The 18,126-nt window shown below is 46.7% G+C and carries 12 protein-coding genes; 1 reads left to right on the top strand and 11 read right to left on the bottom strand.

The annotated features are described in order from the left end of the window. Positions 1-66 precede the first annotated feature (66 nt). The 4 genes from FCL48_RS19215 to FCL48_RS19200 all read right to left on the bottom strand — a co-directional run bounded on the left by FCL48_RS19215 (position 67) and on the right by FCL48_RS19200 (position 7,874). Entirely contained in the window at positions 67-729 is a 663-nt protein-coding gene (locus FCL48_RS19215; protein WP_136874657.1) for a glutathione S-transferase family protein, read from the bottom strand. A gap of 233 nt (positions 730-962) precedes the next feature. Beyond that, complete coding sequence (locus tag FCL48_RS19210) at positions 963-3,569, bottom strand: ATP-binding protein (protein WP_136874655.1); 2,607 nt, start codon at positions 3,567-3,569, stop codon at positions 963-965. Between the two features lie 243 nt (positions 3,570-3,812). Next, positions 3,813-4,448 carry an HAD-IA family hydrolase gene (locus tag FCL48_RS19205; RefSeq protein ID WP_136874653.1) on the bottom strand — a complete coding sequence of 212 codons (636 nt, stop codon included), beginning with the start codon at positions 4,446-4,448 and terminating at the stop codon, positions 3,813-3,815. 42 nt (positions 4,449-4,490) lie between these two features. Continuing rightward, on the bottom strand, positions 4,491-7,874 hold the full coding sequence (locus FCL48_RS19200; protein WP_136874651.1) for a PAS domain S-box protein: 3,384 nt from the start codon (positions 7,872-7,874) through the stop codon (positions 4,491-4,493). 531 nt (positions 7,875-8,405) lie between these two features. On the opposite strand from FCL48_RS19200, the gene FCL48_RS19195 reads away from it, so the two are divergent. Then, positions 8,406-8,705 carry a DUF6172 family protein gene (locus FCL48_RS19195; protein ID WP_136874649.1) on the top strand — a complete coding sequence of 100 codons (300 nt, stop codon included), beginning with the start codon at positions 8,406-8,408 and terminating at the stop codon, positions 8,703-8,705. 59 nt (positions 8,706-8,764) lie between these two features. Here FCL48_RS19195 and FCL48_RS19190 read toward each other — a convergent pair whose 3' ends face one another. The 7 genes from FCL48_RS19190 to FCL48_RS19160 all read right to left on the bottom strand — a co-directional run bounded on the left by FCL48_RS19190 (position 8,765) and on the right by FCL48_RS19160 (position 18,067). Then, positions 8,765-10,429: an HD domain-containing phosphohydrolase gene (locus tag FCL48_RS19190; protein WP_136874647.1), complete on the bottom strand. Its 1,665-nt coding sequence runs from the start codon at positions 10,427-10,429 to the stop codon at positions 8,765-8,767. A 15-nt stretch (positions 10,430-10,444) separates the two neighbouring features. Next, positions 10,445-12,154 (bottom strand): HD-GYP domain-containing protein, encoded by a 1,710-nt coding sequence (locus tag FCL48_RS19185; protein WP_136874645.1) that lies wholly within the window; start codon positions 12,152-12,154, stop codon positions 10,445-10,447. Continuing rightward, a complete protein-coding gene (locus FCL48_RS19180) occupies positions 12,151-13,656 on the bottom strand; it encodes a cyclic nucleotide-binding domain-containing protein (RefSeq protein WP_169309286.1) in 1,506 nt (501 codons plus the stop codon). The genes FCL48_RS19185 and FCL48_RS19180 overlap by 4 nt, the downstream gene beginning before the upstream one ends. A 159-nt stretch (positions 13,657-13,815) precedes the next feature. Then, positions 13,816-15,093, bottom strand: coding sequence for an OmpP1/FadL family transporter (locus tag FCL48_RS19175; RefSeq protein ID WP_136874641.1), 1,278 nt, complete (start codon positions 15,091-15,093; stop codon positions 13,816-13,818). Between the two features lie 423 nt (positions 15,094-15,516). Then, complete coding sequence (locus FCL48_RS19170; RefSeq protein WP_136874639.1) at positions 15,517-15,855, bottom strand: cupin domain-containing protein; 339 nt, start codon at positions 15,853-15,855, stop codon at positions 15,517-15,519. 88 nt (positions 15,856-15,943) lie between these two features. Further along, a complete protein-coding gene (locus FCL48_RS19165; RefSeq protein ID WP_136874637.1) occupies positions 15,944-17,161 on the bottom strand; it encodes an MFS transporter in 1,218 nt (405 codons plus the stop codon). 6 nt (positions 17,162-17,167) lie between these two features. Further along, entirely contained in the window at positions 17,168-18,067 is a 900-nt protein-coding gene (locus FCL48_RS19160; protein ID WP_136874635.1) for an NAD(P)-dependent oxidoreductase, read from the bottom strand. Positions 18,068-18,126 lie beyond the last annotated feature (59 nt).

The following is an 18,126-nucleotide window of genomic DNA, read 5'->3' as shown; positions in this document are numbered from 1 at the left end:
CATCCTTTTCGCAACTGCCAACAATGGCAAGCTCGCCTGAATATTTCAGATCATGAACAATTCAGATCAGTTCTCTTGCACGTCTTCCCCTGCTTCATCCTCCACCACGATTTCTGTCTCCTGTTTTGCAAGGGTCACCCAGCGGACAACGGATGGGTGTTGCAGCAGACTGTTGGCATAGGCCTCCGCTTTTGTCGACAGGGTTATACCATAGGTCATAAACCTCAGGGCCACCGGGGCAAAAAAACAATCGGCAATGGAAAATCGTCCAAACAAGCGTATTCCCCCATCTCCGGAGGAGGCCGCGTAATTGGACCATATTTCTTCGATCCGTTGGATATCTGCTTTAGCCGCCTCCGAGAACTGCACCTTCCTTTTTGCCCGGCAATTCATGGGCAACTCGGTTCTCAGGGCGGCAAAACCAGAGTGCATCTCGGCACATATTGACCGGGCTATCGCCCGATCCTCCATTTTTTCCGGCCAGCCTGCACCGTCCAGATAATTTTCTGAGACATACTCGCAGATTGCAAGCGAGTCCCATACCTTCAGAGAACCATCAATTAACACCGGCACCTTGCTTGTCTCAGAATACTTTCCCAGCCGCTCCTGAATATTTTCCTGCACCAATGAGACCTGAATCTCCGTGTAGGAAAGCCCAAATGCATCCAATAACAGCCAGGCTCTGAGCGACCATGTTGAATAGTTTTTATTTCCAATCACAAGTTCCATTATCTATTCTCCGCTTAAAGTAGTTGTAAACGACAGCAAGACACAGAGCCTTTGTCGTTTCTCCCCCAACTTCCGTCTCTTTAATTTGCCCCCTGTTGTTTGTTGTAAATTGTATTTCAAAGTGCCAGGGCTCGACCAGGCGGGCTGTACCTCACTATCGCGGTTGCAGCCACCTTGAACAAATTTCATTTTTTTCAAGGTTCCCTTTCGCAGCAATCTTCCCAAAAGACCATTCAGGGTGCCGGATTGGCTGTAATATCCGTAGCCGTTGTAGCCGATCCATCAAAGATTTTTCGCATCTGAATTGCAAGCTGGTGGATAATAACCGGTTTAAGAACAAAAAATGCTATCCCCATTCTCGATGCCGTATCCGCATCCAGAACCTCGCTATACCCGGTACAAATTATTATGGGTAGGTCCGGACGAAGGGCAAGCATCTGTTCTGACATTTCAGCGCCTGTCATCTGGGGAATCGTCATGTCGGTAATGACCATATCAATAGAGTCTGAATGTTTTTTAAAATATGCCAAGGCCTGAACACTGCTGAAAAAACTTGTCGTCTGATAACCAAGATTTTCAAGCGATCGCTGCTGCATCTCAAGCAGTTCTTTTTCGTCATCAACCAGCAAAAGCCGCTCACTGCCCTTCATCGCCGACCTGTCGACGAGATCGGCCCTCGCCGTCTCCTGTTCTTCAGACACTGGCAGGTAAATGGAAAATTTCGTTCCGACCCCAAGAGCCGATTCAACGGCAATACTGCCTTTGTGCTTTGCTATAATTCCATGGCACACCGCCATTCCCATGCCGGTACCTTCACCCTTGGCCTTGGTCGTAAAAAAAGGTTCAAATATTCTGGAGACAACTTCAGGAGACATCCCTGCCCCGCTATCTTCAATGATCAACTCCAGATAACTACCTTTTTTCAGGGGCTGACCATCTGTAGACAACAGAGAGGCATTCCAGTCAATCTCACGCAATCCAATCGTTATCTTCCCGTGGCCTGCACCTATCGCCTGTCTTGCATTGGTCAGTATATTCATCAGAACCTGATGAATCTGTGTAGGATCCAAAAGCGCTGCCCGGCTCTTCTCATCAATGTCAGTGACAAGCTCGATGGTTGCGGGAATTGTTGAGCGCAGAAGTTTGACCACCTCTTTTACGATCCCCTGGAGTTTGTATGGAGCCATTTCCCCTATTCCCTGACGGCTAAAAAGCAGGATCTGTTTTGTAAGTTCCGCAGCCCTTCTGCCAGCAAGTAAAATCTGTTTCAGGTCTCCATGCACGGAGGAGGATCGCGGGGTATCCTCCAGTGCCATCTGGCCATAACCAATGATGGCCATCAGAATATTATTAAAGTCATGGGCTATTCCACCTGCCAGAGTGCCTATGGCCTCAAGCTTTGATGCCTGCAAAAGTTGCTGCTCCATGGAGCGTCGTTCGACAAGCATCTTTTTCTCCATGGTAATATCTTGACAGATGGAAAGTCTTTTTTTATTACCGAGGACATTGATCACCTGACCACTGCAACGCAAGGTCAGGGTTCTGCCGTCGCGGTGAACAAAATCCATTTCCAGGTCATCAAAAAAACCCTGTTTGTCAAGATGCTCTTTAATCAGTCCACGGTTGCTCTCACTGGTAAATCCAAGGGCTACCAGTTTTTTACCTAATATATCCTGTCGCAAATATCCCGTTGTGGCCGTGAATCTATCATTGACATCATAGACCTCTCCGGAGTCAATTTCTTCAATGATCATAAGCATCGGTGCATGGGTAAATACGGCCTGCAGGAGTTTATCTTTTTGATCCTGAATCGTGATATCACGGGCAATACCAATTATACTCTCAACACTGCCATCACTTCCAATCTCCGGGGTAAGTTTCAGTTGAAATGACCGCATCTGATTTTTGCCAACTGCGCCATCAAATTGCAGTTTCACTTCAATCGAATCTTTTTCTTCACAGACCTGCTTGAAAACAACCGGCTCGAGTTTTTCATCCAACGATTCCTGCCACTTTTCAGCCCGTTGCTTTTGAGCCGCCGGGTTGATGTAGGTTATTTTCCCATCTCTGTCAAAACGTAAAATTGCATCACTGCTGTTGACAACAATTGTCTTAAATAATGATTCTTTCTCCTGTACCTCCGACATTTTTTTCTTAAGGGAGATACAGGTCTGATTAAGAGAGGTTGTTATCTGACCTAACTCATCCTCTCCAGACTCACTCAATCGACGTTTAAGGGCAAGCGGGATAGCGAGATTACTCCAGTCAAGCCCAGCACAGTGACTGGCAATATCCTGCAGATGACGGCCAACGAGCAGATAAAATATTGATATCGTACCAACGCCGACCAAAAGTGCCAACACTCCCACGACGAGACATAATTTTAAGGTGTCAATGAAGATTGACCTGTTGACCGCATCCAGCCCTATGGTGATTGACAGATTCCCCAGATAAATATCCTTGCCAAGAGAGTTGAAGATAAGATCATGGGTGTGACTATAATATTTTTTTGATATGGCTTTGCCTGTCTGCATGACCTGCCCGTCTTCTTGAATCAAACGGATTTCCTCCACGCCGGGCAGATTGTCCAATCCTTCGATGATACTTTGGACCATATCATCATTTTTCAGCCACAAACTTTTAACCAGGGCCTTCTCGGAGCTGAGGTGCAATCGCTCAACCATTTGTTGAAATTCATTGTGCGCGTGGCGGATGTTAATTTTTGCGAGCACCAGTGCCAGGGCAATCCCTGCTAAAAGGCTGATAAGAGCTATAATGACAGCAAATTTTCTACCGACAGAGTATCTCACCCGAAATGTTGCCTTCTGCTTGCTGTTCATTAGCCTACAGCTCCGTTGAAATAAAGTTTTTCCGATTCAAAGACAATTCGATCATAGCTGCCATCTCTTTTCATACTTTGCAGAGTTTCCGCAATATCTGGTACCTGCTCCTCATGTACTGTATTGACATACATATATATTTATTGCACAGCCAGAGGTGGAGAAAGCACTTTGAGATTTGCAATATTTGGTTTTTCAACAGCGACGCACGGGAGCACCGAGAGTTACAAACCAACCAATGGTTCAATGGAGTATTTCGGGTAAATCTGAGACCTTTTCAAAATAATACCGGGGCGTTTCGGCCTCAAGCTCAGTCCGTGTACCATAGCCCCACAAAACAGCAGCTGTTTCAAGTCCATTTCGATGACCTGCTATGATATCGGTTGCCCTGTCACCTATCATGATGGCATGTGCATCAATCGTCTTGTTAGCCATGAGCGTTTCAATCTGCTGATACTTGTGGATGCCGATATCACCGCCACTGATAAATTGAAATTGTCCATACAGCCCAAACATCTGCAGAATTGTCCTGGCAAAATCTTCTCTCTTCGAGGTGCAGATGCCAAGGTTATAGCCTTTGTCTTTCAACGCCGAGATTGCTTCCGGAATCCCGGGATAGAGGGTATTCTCAGAAAAACCAACCTCAGCAAATCTTTCCCGGAATTTCACAACAAAAGCTGTAGCCTCCCCTTTATCCTCACAACCCGTCACGGCTCTGAAGGTTTCATCAAGAGGTGGACCGATATATCTGCCAACAGCCTGTTTTTCAAGTTCTTTATACCCCAGAGACGTCAAACCATAATTTATGCATCTCCAGATTCCCACAAGCGGATCACTGATCGTTCCATCCAGGTCAAAAAGAAGTACAGGTCGGTTCATAATCGTTTCATTTGTCCAGATATTTTTTTCAGAAATTGGTTCTCAAGTGGTGCAAGACGGCGTTTGAAGAACTTCATTTACAGCGTCGGTTAACTCATCACCAACCAATGGTTTATGCATATATTTTTTAATACCCATGGCGAGGGCCTTTTCTTCGGTAAAACTGTCACTATGACCTGTATAGACAATAATCGGCAAGGTCGGCCTCAGCCTGAGCATTTCTGCGGCCAGATCCTCCCCGGTAAGACCTGGCATCGTCTGGTCGGTGATGAGCAGATCAAAGAGCCCCGGATCTTTGGCAAACAGCTCCAAGGCCTGACGACTATCAGAAACAGTAGTAACCTGACAGCCGAAATATTCCAGACGTCTTGCGTTGATTTCCAAAAGCAGCGGTTCATCATCGACTAAAAGTATCTGGTGTTTCATTTCAGCCTGGCTCTTCACGGCAACAGATGTTACAACGGCTTGGTCGGAATCCACTTCGGTATGGCAGGGGAAATAGGCTGTGAAAACAGAACCACGGCCCTGTTCACTTTCCACCTCGATAAAACCGTTACATTCTTCAACTATACCAAGGATTACAGAGAGTCCCAAACCGCTCCCCTTGCCGACCTCACGGGTCGTGTAATATGGCTCAAAAATGCGGCCCAGCTCTTCATCCCCCATTCCACAACCATTGTCGGATACCCGCAGCATCACAAATGAACCGGGTTGGATGTCTTTTTCATGGGGCAGATCTTCCGCCCCACGCTCGACTGTTTTCAGTTCAACCTGTAACACCCCTTTGTCGTCGGTCATGGCATGCCGCGCGTTGGCACACAGGTTTAAAACAACCTGGTGCAGACTCGTTGCGTTGGCAAGAATTGTACAACAGTCCGTCTGAATATCCTCAACCAGCATTACACTTGTCGGAATGGTTGAACGAAGCATATTGACCGCTTCCTTGACGACCAGGTGCGGCTGGATAACAGATTTTTCGCGACCCCTCCTCCGGCTAAAAGTAAGAATCTGTTTGACGGGTTCCTTGGCACGGTTCCCTGCGCTGAGTATTTCTTCGGCATCCCCGGCCGTCTGACTGCCGGGAGGAACATCTTCTTTAATGAATTCGGCAAATCCCATGATGGCAGAAAGTATATTATTGAAATCGTGGGCAATACCTCCGGCCAGGGTACCGATAGCCTCCATCTTATGGGATTGGAACAACTCTTCTTCTAATTTTTTGCTTTCGGTAATATCTTTGACAATATGAACAATATGCTCGAACCCACCGTTCTCATCAAGAATAGGGCAGGTCGATACACTATAGGTTCTGCCTGATTTCTCGTCCCTGATTTCTTCCCGGTGGACCTTACCTTCCGCAATCGTTCTGAGAGCGGGGCAGTTGTCGCATATTTTTTTGTCGCTGTGAAAGAGTTCATGGCAGGTCGTTGTTTGTAATGCCTCTTTCCTTATACTGAATAAGTCATAAAAAGCTTTATTTGCCCTGAGGATATTCATATCCTTATCCTGGATAGTGATGATGTCACTCATGGCATTGAAGGTGTTTTCCCACTCCTCCTGGCTTTTTTTCAACGATGCTTCAAACTCTTTTCTCGATGAGATATCACGTGCAATGCCAAGGACGGCATTTTGACCTCCCATATACAGACGACCAATATGCACTTCTACGGGGAAAACTGTCCCATCTTTGCGTCTATGGCAGGTCTCTATTATACCCGTTTCACCTTCCTGAAGAGACTCCCAGATACTTGCTCTATCTTTTCTGCTACCAAAATCAGGGTCAATGTCTTTGACATTGAGATTCAGAAATTCCTCTTCACGGTAGCCCATGGTCTCGCAGGCACGCCGGTTAGCCAGAATGATATTGCCATGGTAATCGCTCATATAAATGGCATCGCTTGCATGATCAATGACAGCGCGGAATTTTGCTTCACTTCTCTCCCTCTCCTCCTCGAACTGTTTACGCGTTGTAATATCGTCATAAACCACAACGACCTCTCCACCGGGCAGTCTGAACACATAACACTCCATCCATAGCTGAACTTTCTCATTCTCATACGTTGAGACAGGATAGAATTCCGTAGACTCCGTTTGATATACCCTTTGCAACAACAGGAGAAACCGGCTGTCAAATATCTGCGGCAGAGCAGTAACAATCGTTTTGCCGATAAGCTGCCCTCGGGATAAACCGGCTTGTCTGACACCTGCAGTGTTAATGTCTTTGACAATAAAATCAGCACCGTCGTCCACTGGCTCTAAAATGACCACGCCATTGGTCATGTTAGTAAAGATTTCCCTGAAACGATATTCACTCTCTCGAATGCTCTGTTGATTGGCGGTAAGCTCTGTGGCCATATCAAAAAAGGATTGATTGAGCATCCTCAACTCATCGGGACCAGTTGAAGGCTCAACACATGGTGTCAGTACCCCTTCAGTAAATTTCTGGGTCATATCGACTAGTCTGTTTATGGGCTCCGTCAGCATCTTTTTGCCAACGAACAAGAAGATCATAAGCGACAACAGCATACTGCCCAAAAGCAGCGATAAATTTCTAAAAAGTGCATTCCGGGCCGGGCCAGACACATACTTTTCAGGAATTCCAACCCAGACATACATATATGGAGGGGCACCCTCATGAAGACTGATCTTCTGATAGGCAAAAAGTTTGAGAATTCCATCTGAGCCATATTCAAAAAAAGCATCCTGCCCGCCCTTTACCTGACTCTGCTGGATTATTTCAAGGCTGGATTGTTTTATCTTTTTCCCAATTGGATTGGTGTCTTTTTTCGGGGGATAATAAAACAGACGAATGCCCTGATAATCTGTAACAGATATGAAGGCGTCCTTTGGCAGATTTGAAAAGTCGTGAAAACCAGCAAAATAATCCAGCTTCACGAGTGCAGTGAGCACGCCAATCAGCTGAAGCTGCCCGTCAAAAACAGGAGCAGCAAAAGTAAAGCCTGTATCATGGGATCCCAGTATGCCGATAACAAACTCTCCCACAGCAAACTTTTTCTGTAGAATTGCATCCTTTACATGTTTTCGGTGGGCAAAATTGTCCTCTGAGGAAAAAGGCTTCGCGGAGGCAACGATGTTACCCTCCAGATCGACCAGACTAATATTAAAAAAATCCTTATTTTGCCGGACAATGGTTTTGAATATGGCCGTGGATTTTGTACCTTCCATGGTCTGGATCTCGTTGAGGAGAGAGAGAATACCCAGCGTCTGTTCAACGTTACGAGTAACATCGCGCTGAAACTCCGCCATTGATTTAGTGATGAGAAAAACATTCTGCCTGGCATCTGCCAGGGAAAGTTTTCGATATTCAAACCCCGAATAGAGAATAATGGCTGCAACTGGTAATATTGTAACAAGAACCAGCAGAAATAAAGTTCTGTTGATTGAGCCTGAAGTAATTGATTTCAATCCGCACCTGTTAAGATATCATTGAATGTTTTACCCGGACAAATGGCATTGCTCACCACAGTAGTGTGTTTACTCCTGAAAAGCTGTCATTACAAACAAGAACCTGCGACTATCTGAACTTCTGCAGCCAAAGCGGGTAAGGGCCAGAGTGTTTTCTGCCGCAAAGGGGAGATACCCCTTTGACAAGCCCCTGCTCGGCTTTTATCCATTACAGACATTGTAGTATTCAATTTAAAGGTTATTCCCTATGGATTTTTTTGTCAATTTCAGGTGATGCTTTACAGAACCGAACCTCAGAGCAGAATGACTACGACAGCTCCTTTTTTTATGGCCGCATATATCAAAATTTTGACAGAGTCCATTGATATGGCCAGGATAATTTCTTGGGAGTTTGTCTGTCTGTGATCATATAGTTTGCAAGTTACCTCAAGTGTACATACTTTGACTTCCTGCCCACAAAACTCTGCAACAAAGATTGGGTGTATCTATTTCCACCATCTGGTGACAGGCTATTATTTACATGAGGAAAGCATGAGAAAAACATTTATCTTGACCCACCCCAAGATCAAGAGGCCCCGGCTGATTGAGGCCATAAAACATGAGATCAAAAAGTATGTGAAAAGAGAGCGGAGAAAGACCCTGCCACCGGGTGTCGATTTTTGGGATTTTGACTGTAAATTTGGTCCTACCGCAGAAGAAGCGATAAAAATCCATCTGGCGGAAACCAATAAATACATAGATAAAATCGATCAGCAGCAGCTCGACTCCTTTTATCTGGAGATCCTCGCAAAACCTGGTCACCGGAGAAAAAAAGAGACGCCTGTTGAATAAAGTCTACAGCAGCTCAGACAGCTGAGGGATAAGCCACAATAGCTTGGCAGTACCAATGGTTATTGTGGAAAAGCGACGAGGACGCGTTCAAACCTGACCTGCACGACAAGAAAACTCTCAACGACCATGGGATCAAAGCGAGTGCCTTTGTTTTGAACAATATATTCAACCGCCTTATCGCACTGGTTGGTCGTATCTTTTGCAGGCACGGTCGTCAACTCTTCATAGGCATCCGCGACGGCCATGATCCTTGCGGCAAGAGGTATTTCTCTCCTAGACAAGCCATATGGATAGCCAGTACCATCCCAGCGTTCGTGATGAAAATAGGCAATATGCTTGGCCATGGATAAAAATCCGCTTCCCTGACTTTCTTCTTCCATCTCCCGGATAACATCACCTCCGATAAGAGTATGTCTGCGGATCATATCCCGTTCATATTCAACCAGTGGCGCGTCACCTGCCATATACTCGTCCGGGATTGCGACCTTACCTATATCATGAAGAATGGAGGCGTGATAAATATCTTCGATATATCTGGGGGTAATTATATCCTGCATGTTTGCTGAGTGGCTTAATTCTTCGGCCAAAAGCCTGCAATACTCGCGGACCCGCTCAAGATGGTTGTGGGGGGTGACATCTCTGAATTCAGAAAGTTTTGCCAGAACCAGAATCGCTGAGGTTTCAGTTTTCTTTTTCTTTTCAAGAGATTCTTTTAACTGGGCCTCCAGTTTTTTTCGGACGGTTAAATCCCGCATGATCAGTAAAATACCTTTGGCTGTTCCATCCCGCATCAACACATTGCCGTTCACCTCCACCTCAAGTAAGCTCCCGTTTTTTCGAACAAGTGTCATTTTTTTATCAGACAGCCAGGTTCCGGTTGCAACCATCTGGGCCAGCACCTTTTCAAAGAAAAGCCAGTCATGCTCCAGAACAATATCGGCAAAAGACATCTCCGTCACCGACTTCCCAGGGCAGAAGTGTTCTTCAAATCTCCTGTTAGACTGCACGACCCTGCCAGCCGGGGTCACGACCACGACATCATCTGCGAGTTGATTGAATAACTGTCTGTATCTCTCCTCCAACAGGTCCTGCTCAACCGTTCTCTTCTTTACTTCCATTTCAAGCATTTCTGCATGACGTGACAGCTCGCCGTTGGCATATTTTTCTTCTTTTCGTAACAGGTACTCACTTTTTCTCACCTCGGTATCTGCCCAGCTCTGGGTTGCGACGATCAGGATAAAACAGACCATAAAAAACAGGTTGTTAAAAAAATCGAGAATGTATGGCGATGAGATAGAATGCGAAGAAACTATGGTCAGAAGATAGCTGCAGACCAGGAGCCCTCCCATAGCCAAGGCCTGACTGAGAGTGAGCGGGGCCAGGGTCACATAAAGGGCAAGGGCTACAATCAGGCCGACATAGTACGGCGAAAATGCACCACCAATCTGATGAATCATGATGAGAATAACAACAATCACAGAGGAAAAAGCGCTGAAACCGATCCACAATGGATATCTGCATTCTTTGTCGGCTGAATTCACCAGGAAAAGAAGCAGACAGATAACCACAACCCCAAAACGATACCCGAGGAATTTATAGTAGAGATCGGGGACGGTAAAATAATCGAGAAACGAAAAGAGAAGCATCATCACAGCGCCACAAAGGAGGATATAATTTATCCTTTTGTGGTGCAGCTGCTGGAGTTCTTTTCTATAATCTTCCATGGTAAACAGGCACTATTATGTTTCGTAGAGCAGTGTCTGTATTCTGCTCTCTTTAAAATTGAGTTCGCAGCGAAGAAAAGCATCAACCACAGTTGGGTCGAATTGCCCCCCTCTCTCTTTGAGGATCAACTCTTTCGCCTCTTTATGGTTATAGGCTGCCTTGTAGACTCTCGTAGAGGTCAGGGCGTCATAAACATCGGCCAGCGACACCACCCGGGCGGCAAATGGAATCTCATCCCCTGCAATACCACTCGGATAACCCTTGCCGTCCCAGCGCTCATGGTGATTGAGGGCTATTTCTTTTGCCAGTCTGAGAAAAGAAACATTTTCTCCATCCTGTTCAGCCCCTGCCAGAATATCACTTCCCAGGCGGCAATGGAGTTTCATTTCGTCAAACTCTCTTTTCGTCAATCTCCCCGGTTTGAGAAGAATTGCATCGGGAATACCGACCTTGCCGATATCGTGGAGGACTGAAGAACGTAACAGGCTTTCAGTAAAATTATCGGATATGGTTTCGGAAAGTTCAGGGAGCCTCGCCAGCTCTTTTATAAGAATACCGGTATATAAACGGATTCGTTTAAGGTGGGCTCCGGTCTCGTCATCTCGACACTCAGCAAGCCGCGCCAGTCCAAAAATCGCAGCCTGACGAGAGGTATCCACCAGCCGCTCGGAATCGAGCAGCTGCATTTCCATAGCCTTGGTCACGGAAATATCACGGATAACCAGCTGAAAATAATTCTTACCTTCAATGGTTACCCTGTTGGCTCTTAATTCAGTATCCAGGATGTGGCCGCCACTGTTTTGAATCTGCAGCTGAGCCCCTTCAATTTTTTTATCACTGACAAGCCCTTCCAGGACCTCGGCCAGTTTGCCATCCTCCCCGCTCTCCTCATAGACAAAATCCGCAATTTTCCTCCCCTCGACCTGCTCCGGTTTGTATCCTAAAAGCACCTCACTGTGCTGGTTTATTTTGTGGATGACTCCCTTTGCATCGATCAGGACAATCAGATCTTCTATTGAATTGTAGAGATCACGGTATTTCAAATCGGTTTCTTCAAGATCGTGCAATCTTTTCTGCACCAGGTTTTCAAGGCCACCGGTAAAGGTGGTCAGCTCACTGCGAATGGCCCGCAGGCTCTTGGTGGCCCGAACAGATTTGATGAGGTTTTCAAAGTCATCATAACTCTGTACAGCGGTGATTCCGATAAGGGCGATGAAAAAGAAGCTATTATTCAGCATTGAGGTTAAATGGACTGCATTCATATCCTGTGTGCCAAAGAGTACCGTTAACACGTAAATCATATACATGGACATTCCAATGAATATGACTTGAGGTACTCGCAGCGGCAGGACAGAAAGAGTTCCTGCGATCATCAGTAATATTCCGACGTAGTAGCCAGAATAAAACCCTCCAAGACGGACAGTCATAAGAGAAATTGCAAAACCGCCCAGTACCATTGCGGCATAGATCAGGTGGGGCGCGTACTTTTTACAGGACGGTAGAGAGAGGAGATTTATAAAACCGATGACTGTAACCACATAAACCAAGCGATACATGAAAAACAGGCCAAAATTTTCTCTGCTGTAAAAAAAGTCCAGAAGCGCAAACAGAGAGAAAAACACCACCGCAAGCCAGAGGCAGATCAGTGTCCGCTGATAAAAAAGTTCCTTAAAATCAGTTGTGATGGTTGGACGCATCGTGGTTTCTGCTGTCAGAATTTTCATACCTTGGTCGCAAGTGCAAAAAGATTCACATTTTCTTTTTCTGCCAGAATCGTCACATTTTCGCCAAAGGGTGTGGGGGCGAATATTTCTTTTAAATCCTCTGCATTGCGGTAAATAAGTTCCCACTTGAGAATCTTATCAAGAAACAGTGAATCGGGGTAGGCGGTGAAATTTCCCAGCAGAAGCGAGCCTCCCGGTCTGAGATGCTTGTAGCACTGAGTGACCAGGGCCCGAAATAATCTGATATCAAGATAATCACACAGCCCGGCAGAATAGATGATATCCATTTCCCCCATCTCATGGGAAACCCTGCCAAGGGACCATTTGATAACATTCTCACTCATGAGCCGAATGGAGGCCATATGGGGGAAAACATTGACATACTGATTGGTATAGCGGAGAGCCTCGGCATCAATATCCACACAGAGAGCTTCTACAGACTCGGTATGCTCGCATTGCTCCAGAAAATCAAAAAGCTCTCTGTTTGGGCCGCAGGCAAGGTTCATGATTCTTGTCTTTTCCCCACGCTGGTGGAGTTCGTCACTGATCCGGCTTAACTCTTGTTTAATGAGTTGTCTTCTGCCATGAATAGCCAGAGAACCGGGGCGTTCCAGGCAGAAGATGTCAATCAGTTCCCCCAGCCGCCCTTCTCCCTTCGGGATATTGGCGTAGATATGTTCCATCATGAGAAAGTCACCCGCATAGCCTTTAGGTTTAAAGTAAGCACGTTCTGCAAATTGACTCCTCATGAGATAGGGATAGAACTCTTTAAAGACATAGCCCCACATCACTTCTTCATAGCCACTGCCCTGCATTGCCTGTTGGAAATCCCCAAGGGAGCCGTTCAATTCCACGACCAGATTAATACACTGGCGCTCCAGTGGTTCATCACGTTCCCCTCGGGCTTCTTTTTGCTGTAACTGATGGGAAATATCAAAAAGCCCCGCCTTACACTTTTCCATCCTGGAGCTGATAAAATGCCAGCCTTTTGAATGTATAAGACTGGGAGGTAATGGCTTTGAGTCGCTATATCGTACCGAGCGTCTGGTTGCAAGAGAATCCGCATAACTGTGAACCGGCTCGCGTTCTCCGGCAATGCGTCTGAATTTCCTACAGATCTTCCGGGTCATATAGACCAGAAAATCCATATAAAGCCGTGGGTCCTGCTTTTGCATAGTGTCCATGGTTGTCTGGTCAAAAATACCGACTTCCACATCACTATTGGCCTTGATATCACGAACACGGCTCTCACCATCAAAGAATCCGATCTCACCAAAAAACTCTCCTTCGCCGATCAGTGCCACCGTAATCCTGGTATCATTCTGATCCTTATAACTCACCTCCACAGAACCTTTCCCCACATAGTAGAAGGCCTTGCCCCCTTCCACCGGAGACATAATCAACTCTCCCGTCCTAAAAGAACAGGGTTTACTGTAGAGAGTGGCTTTTTCCAGTAGTGTCTGTCTGCTATCAAGGTCAAATTCTGAACTTCCGTTGTGCATAATCTTCACCTTTTTGCTCATTACATTTGTTGTTATTGACATGGAGAGAGGCGAGAAGCTTCAGCCGCTGTGTCGCTCTGGTATGATATGCATTGAGTATGCGTGCAGTGACTCAGGCAACCTGAAAAGGGGAAACCTATCCGGTGTACAATTCCACCGTTAAAACCTCCAGACTGCCCCTATGTTGAGGGCATGGGCGCCACCCTCTTTGAATTTCCCGTCGATGCCCGGTATGCCGGCAACAGCATCATTTGAAACCGACCGGGTTGTCGTGTGATGGTACATATAAGAGATACCCAGACCGAAGCGCTCGGTAAAATCGTATCGAATCCCTGCGGAATACATGTACGAGTCAGAGTCCGGCAACTCAAAGCCGAGGTTTTGTTCACCGACCGGTGTCTCATCGATGGCGAACCCAAGGGTTGCCTCCAGGGAATCAAGAATCTGCCAGGTCAAGCCAAAGCGCAGAGCATCACTGTCATCCCAGTTTTTAGCAAGCGGCCGGTCAAAACCGTCAAAAGGTGTCCCTAAAAATGACTGGTCGTATTGAAAATCGAAATTTTCCACAGCAGACCAGAATGTCCTGTTCCATGCCACCTCAAGGGTAAACATCCTGATTGTGTATGAAGTTGCCAGGCTGAAAACTGCAGGCAAGGTGACGTCCAGATCACCTGAGCCCGTGTAGGCAAAAGCCTGCATTCCGTCCACCGACGCAAGAAGAGTTGCATCCCCTTCAAGATTCAGGTTAACCTCAGACCTGTAGGTGGCCGCCAGTCGCCAGTTTTTTACTGGGCGAAAGGTCGCCGCCAGATTATAACCCACCTGGGTATCGTCTCCATCCTGGTCCCGGCTCAGCCCCGAAGCCCCGTTGCTCACCTCACCATCGGCGTAAATAAAACGCACACCACCACCTAAGCTGAAGGTCTCAGCAATTTTGTAGGAAAAAGTGGGGTTAAATTCAATCACATCAAGGGAAAACTCTCCTGCGGTGGCGGCCGGATAGGGTTGTTCCCAGCGTTTTGCCAGACCATAGGGATAGATGAGAGAAAAACCAAAACGAAAATTATGGTAATCTGTCGAGGTGAAATGGGCGATCGGCAAATAAAACATCTCCGTCTCCGAAGACCCATTCAGCAGAGGACTGCGGTTATCCGTATACTCAACGGAAGGCAGATTCAACAGGGTCATGCTGGTTTCAAGCATTCCGACATCATCTAAGAAACTCATATTTGCCGGATTATAATAGGAAACATCAGGCCCTTCACCAAAGGCAATGGTCGCCCCCGCAATCCCAACAGCCCGTGTGGACTGATTCGGTATCTGATAACCGGCACCAAGCACCGTCTGTTGACCCGCGATAAATAAAAAAACAATACAACCAACAGAAATTACCACTTTCCATTGCGCCAGTAACAAGCGTGAACAATCTCCCCCCATACTCCCCCCTCCCTCTGAGATGGATTTATATGCTTCAATCAACTGTTATCTTTTGTATTATGCGCCAGGATTTTTTATTTCACAAGGAGATAGGCCAAGAATTTGCGGGAAAGTGGTGAAAAAATTGGAGATAAAACAAGAGAGGGGCTTTTTCTTGACTTTGCCATCACCGATCATTAAAGCCCAAAGACGCACGTTAAATGACCAGCAAAGTACAATGTTGGCTGAATACCCTGGGTGGTTGTCCCAAAATAGTGATTTCCTCTCAAATCAAGGCAAAATTGGTGGAGGCATATATGGATATTCTGAGACAATTTTTTCCGGCTTTAATGAAAATTTAGGGGAAAAGGTATTCTCGGACAGCCTCACAGGCCAACACCATAGAGTGGTGTTGGCCTTGAACAACAATGCCCGTAAAAACAATCAAGCAGACATAAAATCTTCTCTTAGTGGAGTAAAGGTGTCGACCAATCTCACCGAAGCTGTCAGCAGTTGCACAGAATGAGGGACATCAGGTGGCACGGTGAACATATCACCAGGGATGAGTTTTGTAGGGACTCCATCGAGGAAAAACAGGACCTCACCGCTTGCAACATAGGAAACCTGTTCATGGGGATGGCTGTGGGGTGGATCCGGTTCATCGGTTGGCCCATCCTCAAAATCAATCACCACCATCATAAGGTTGTCTGTATGGGTCAGATACCTGTGCCGTTTTATACCAATTTCTTCCTTTGCCACTTCTGCTTGTTTTATAACACCCATTACATTTTCTCCTTTATTATCATTGGGTTTAAAGAGGAAAGACTCTTTTTTCAAAAACACCTCAATCCAGCAGATCAGGCACCTTCGTTCAGTTCTGCACCAGTCTTGCGGGTTTAAGGAACAGGGTCAGCCCCAAGCTGATACAGGCTGCGACAGTGATCATGATAAAGACAGGGGCGTAGCTTCCAGATACATCGAATATTTTTCCTGCGATCACCGGACCGATTGCTCCTCCCGTGGTTCCAGCAAACACGACAATACCGAAGATAGCCCCGTGGGCTGCTATACCAAAAATTTCAGCCACCATGGGTGAAATAGCCGTAAAGAAACTACCGTGAGCGAGACCATAAACAGAGGCAAACAGGTAGAGCATCCACTGGCAATCGGCAATTCTTAACCACAATAGCGCAGAAATAAGAATGAGGATACTGGCAACTAAAATCGCCTTACTGCCAATGCGGTCAATGGCAATACCACTTATAAATCGACCTATCATACTGACCGCTCCGATGGTGGAAAGTACCCCTGCAGCCGTCTTTGGCGAAAGACCAATATCTGAGGCATGGGGGACAATATGTACCAAAATAATCAGCAGACAAAATACCAGGAGCAGATACGAGCCGCAGAGAAGCCACATCTGGGAAGAACGAACGGCCTGTCTGGCCGTTAAACTTATGGCTGCAGGAGGCCCATCCAGAGACCTGGAAACTATTGCAGGCTGGGACTGACAACTCCGATCAGGCTCAATTTGAAGCCACTGTGCAAGGGCAAAAAGAAAAACCAGAGCCCCGGCCCCGAGAAGGACATAAGCCTGACGCCAGCCATAGGAAGCGATCAGAATACTCGCCAGAAAAGGGAGTAAAAATTGCCCGGCACCGGTGCCCACTTTGACAATTCCCGTCATAAAGCCCCGGGAAACAGAAAACCATCTGGCTGTGGTTGTCAGGGCAATAACATCAACCGCACTGAGACCTATACCAAAGATCAGTCCGTAAAACAGATACAGTTGCCAGATCTCCTGTACCTGCGACATCAGGATGAAACCCGCACCAAAAAAGAGTGCAGCCCCGCCCATCAACTTTCTCGAGCCGTAAATATCGCTGAGACGACCAACCAGAATGGCAAACAGACCGCTCAAAAAATAGGCGGAGGATGACGCACCGGAAATAACAGCTCTCGACCAGTGGAGCTCTTCCATCAGGGAGTTAAAAAAGACCCCGTATGTGACAAAACATCCGACCCCAACGGCCTGAATCATAAAACAGGCAGCCACTATTGAGTGACTACCATGTTTTTTTGCGACCACTCCCGTTTAGTCTTTTTTAAAAATATCAGCGATGAAGTCCACCATTTCGGGGACCATTTTCTCGCCATAGCCTGAGGCCTTGGCAAGACCCAGAGTACTTTTGACCGATGGTGACATCAGGCTGGGTACACCAAAGTCATCCGCCATCTTTGAATAATAGCCGACGTCTTTACCTGCGTTGGCAATGGAAAAGGCCATATTTTCCGGCTTTTTATCCACGGCACCAATTTTAATAAACTCCATCATCCCGGACTTGAGTGGTCCTGCTGACATAACATTGTATAAAGTCCCCCGGTCCAGTCCCGCAAGATCGGCCATTGCAAAGGCCTCAGACATGGCACAGGCCATGGTCATACCAAAGAAATTATTAATGAGCTTGAGAGTATGACCGGCACCGATGGGACCTACATGGAAAACATTTTCCCCCAGATCCTCCAGCACCGGCTTTACCCGCTCAAAGTCTTCCGTTTTTCCAGCCGTCATAATATTGAGCAGGCCATCTACCGCCTGGGCGGGGGTACGACCAAGTGGAGCGTCGAGCATAGTGGCTCCCTTTTTCTCGCATTCGGCGGCCAGTGCCCTTGTACCTGCCGGAATCGAGGTGCCAAAATCGATAACAACACTTCCTGCCTGCAGTCCTTCCAGAACACCGTTTTCCCCACGCATCACCGCCTCGACAGCCGCACTGGTGTCGACACAGAGCATGATAATCTCACTGTTTTTAGCCACTTCTGCCGGTGTCTTCACTTCTTTTGCACCTCTGGAAACCGCTTTTTCAATAGGGGCTCGATTGCGATGGGCCACCACGGTGAGGTCATAACCCAGATCCTGTAGACGCTGCACCATTGCTGAACCCATGAGACCTAAACCGATGAATCCTATTTGGGGTTTTACTCCATCTGCCATGACAATATCTCCTTTGTGATAAATATATTTTTCTAGCTTTGATCTGAATCGTTCTCTGT

This window comes from Desulforhopalus sp. IMCC35007, assembly GCF_005116575.1.
GTDB lineage: Bacteria > Desulfobacterota > Desulfobulbia > Desulfobulbales > Desulfocapsaceae > Desulforhopalus_A.
This window is presented reverse-complemented; position numbering and strand designations above follow the sequence as displayed.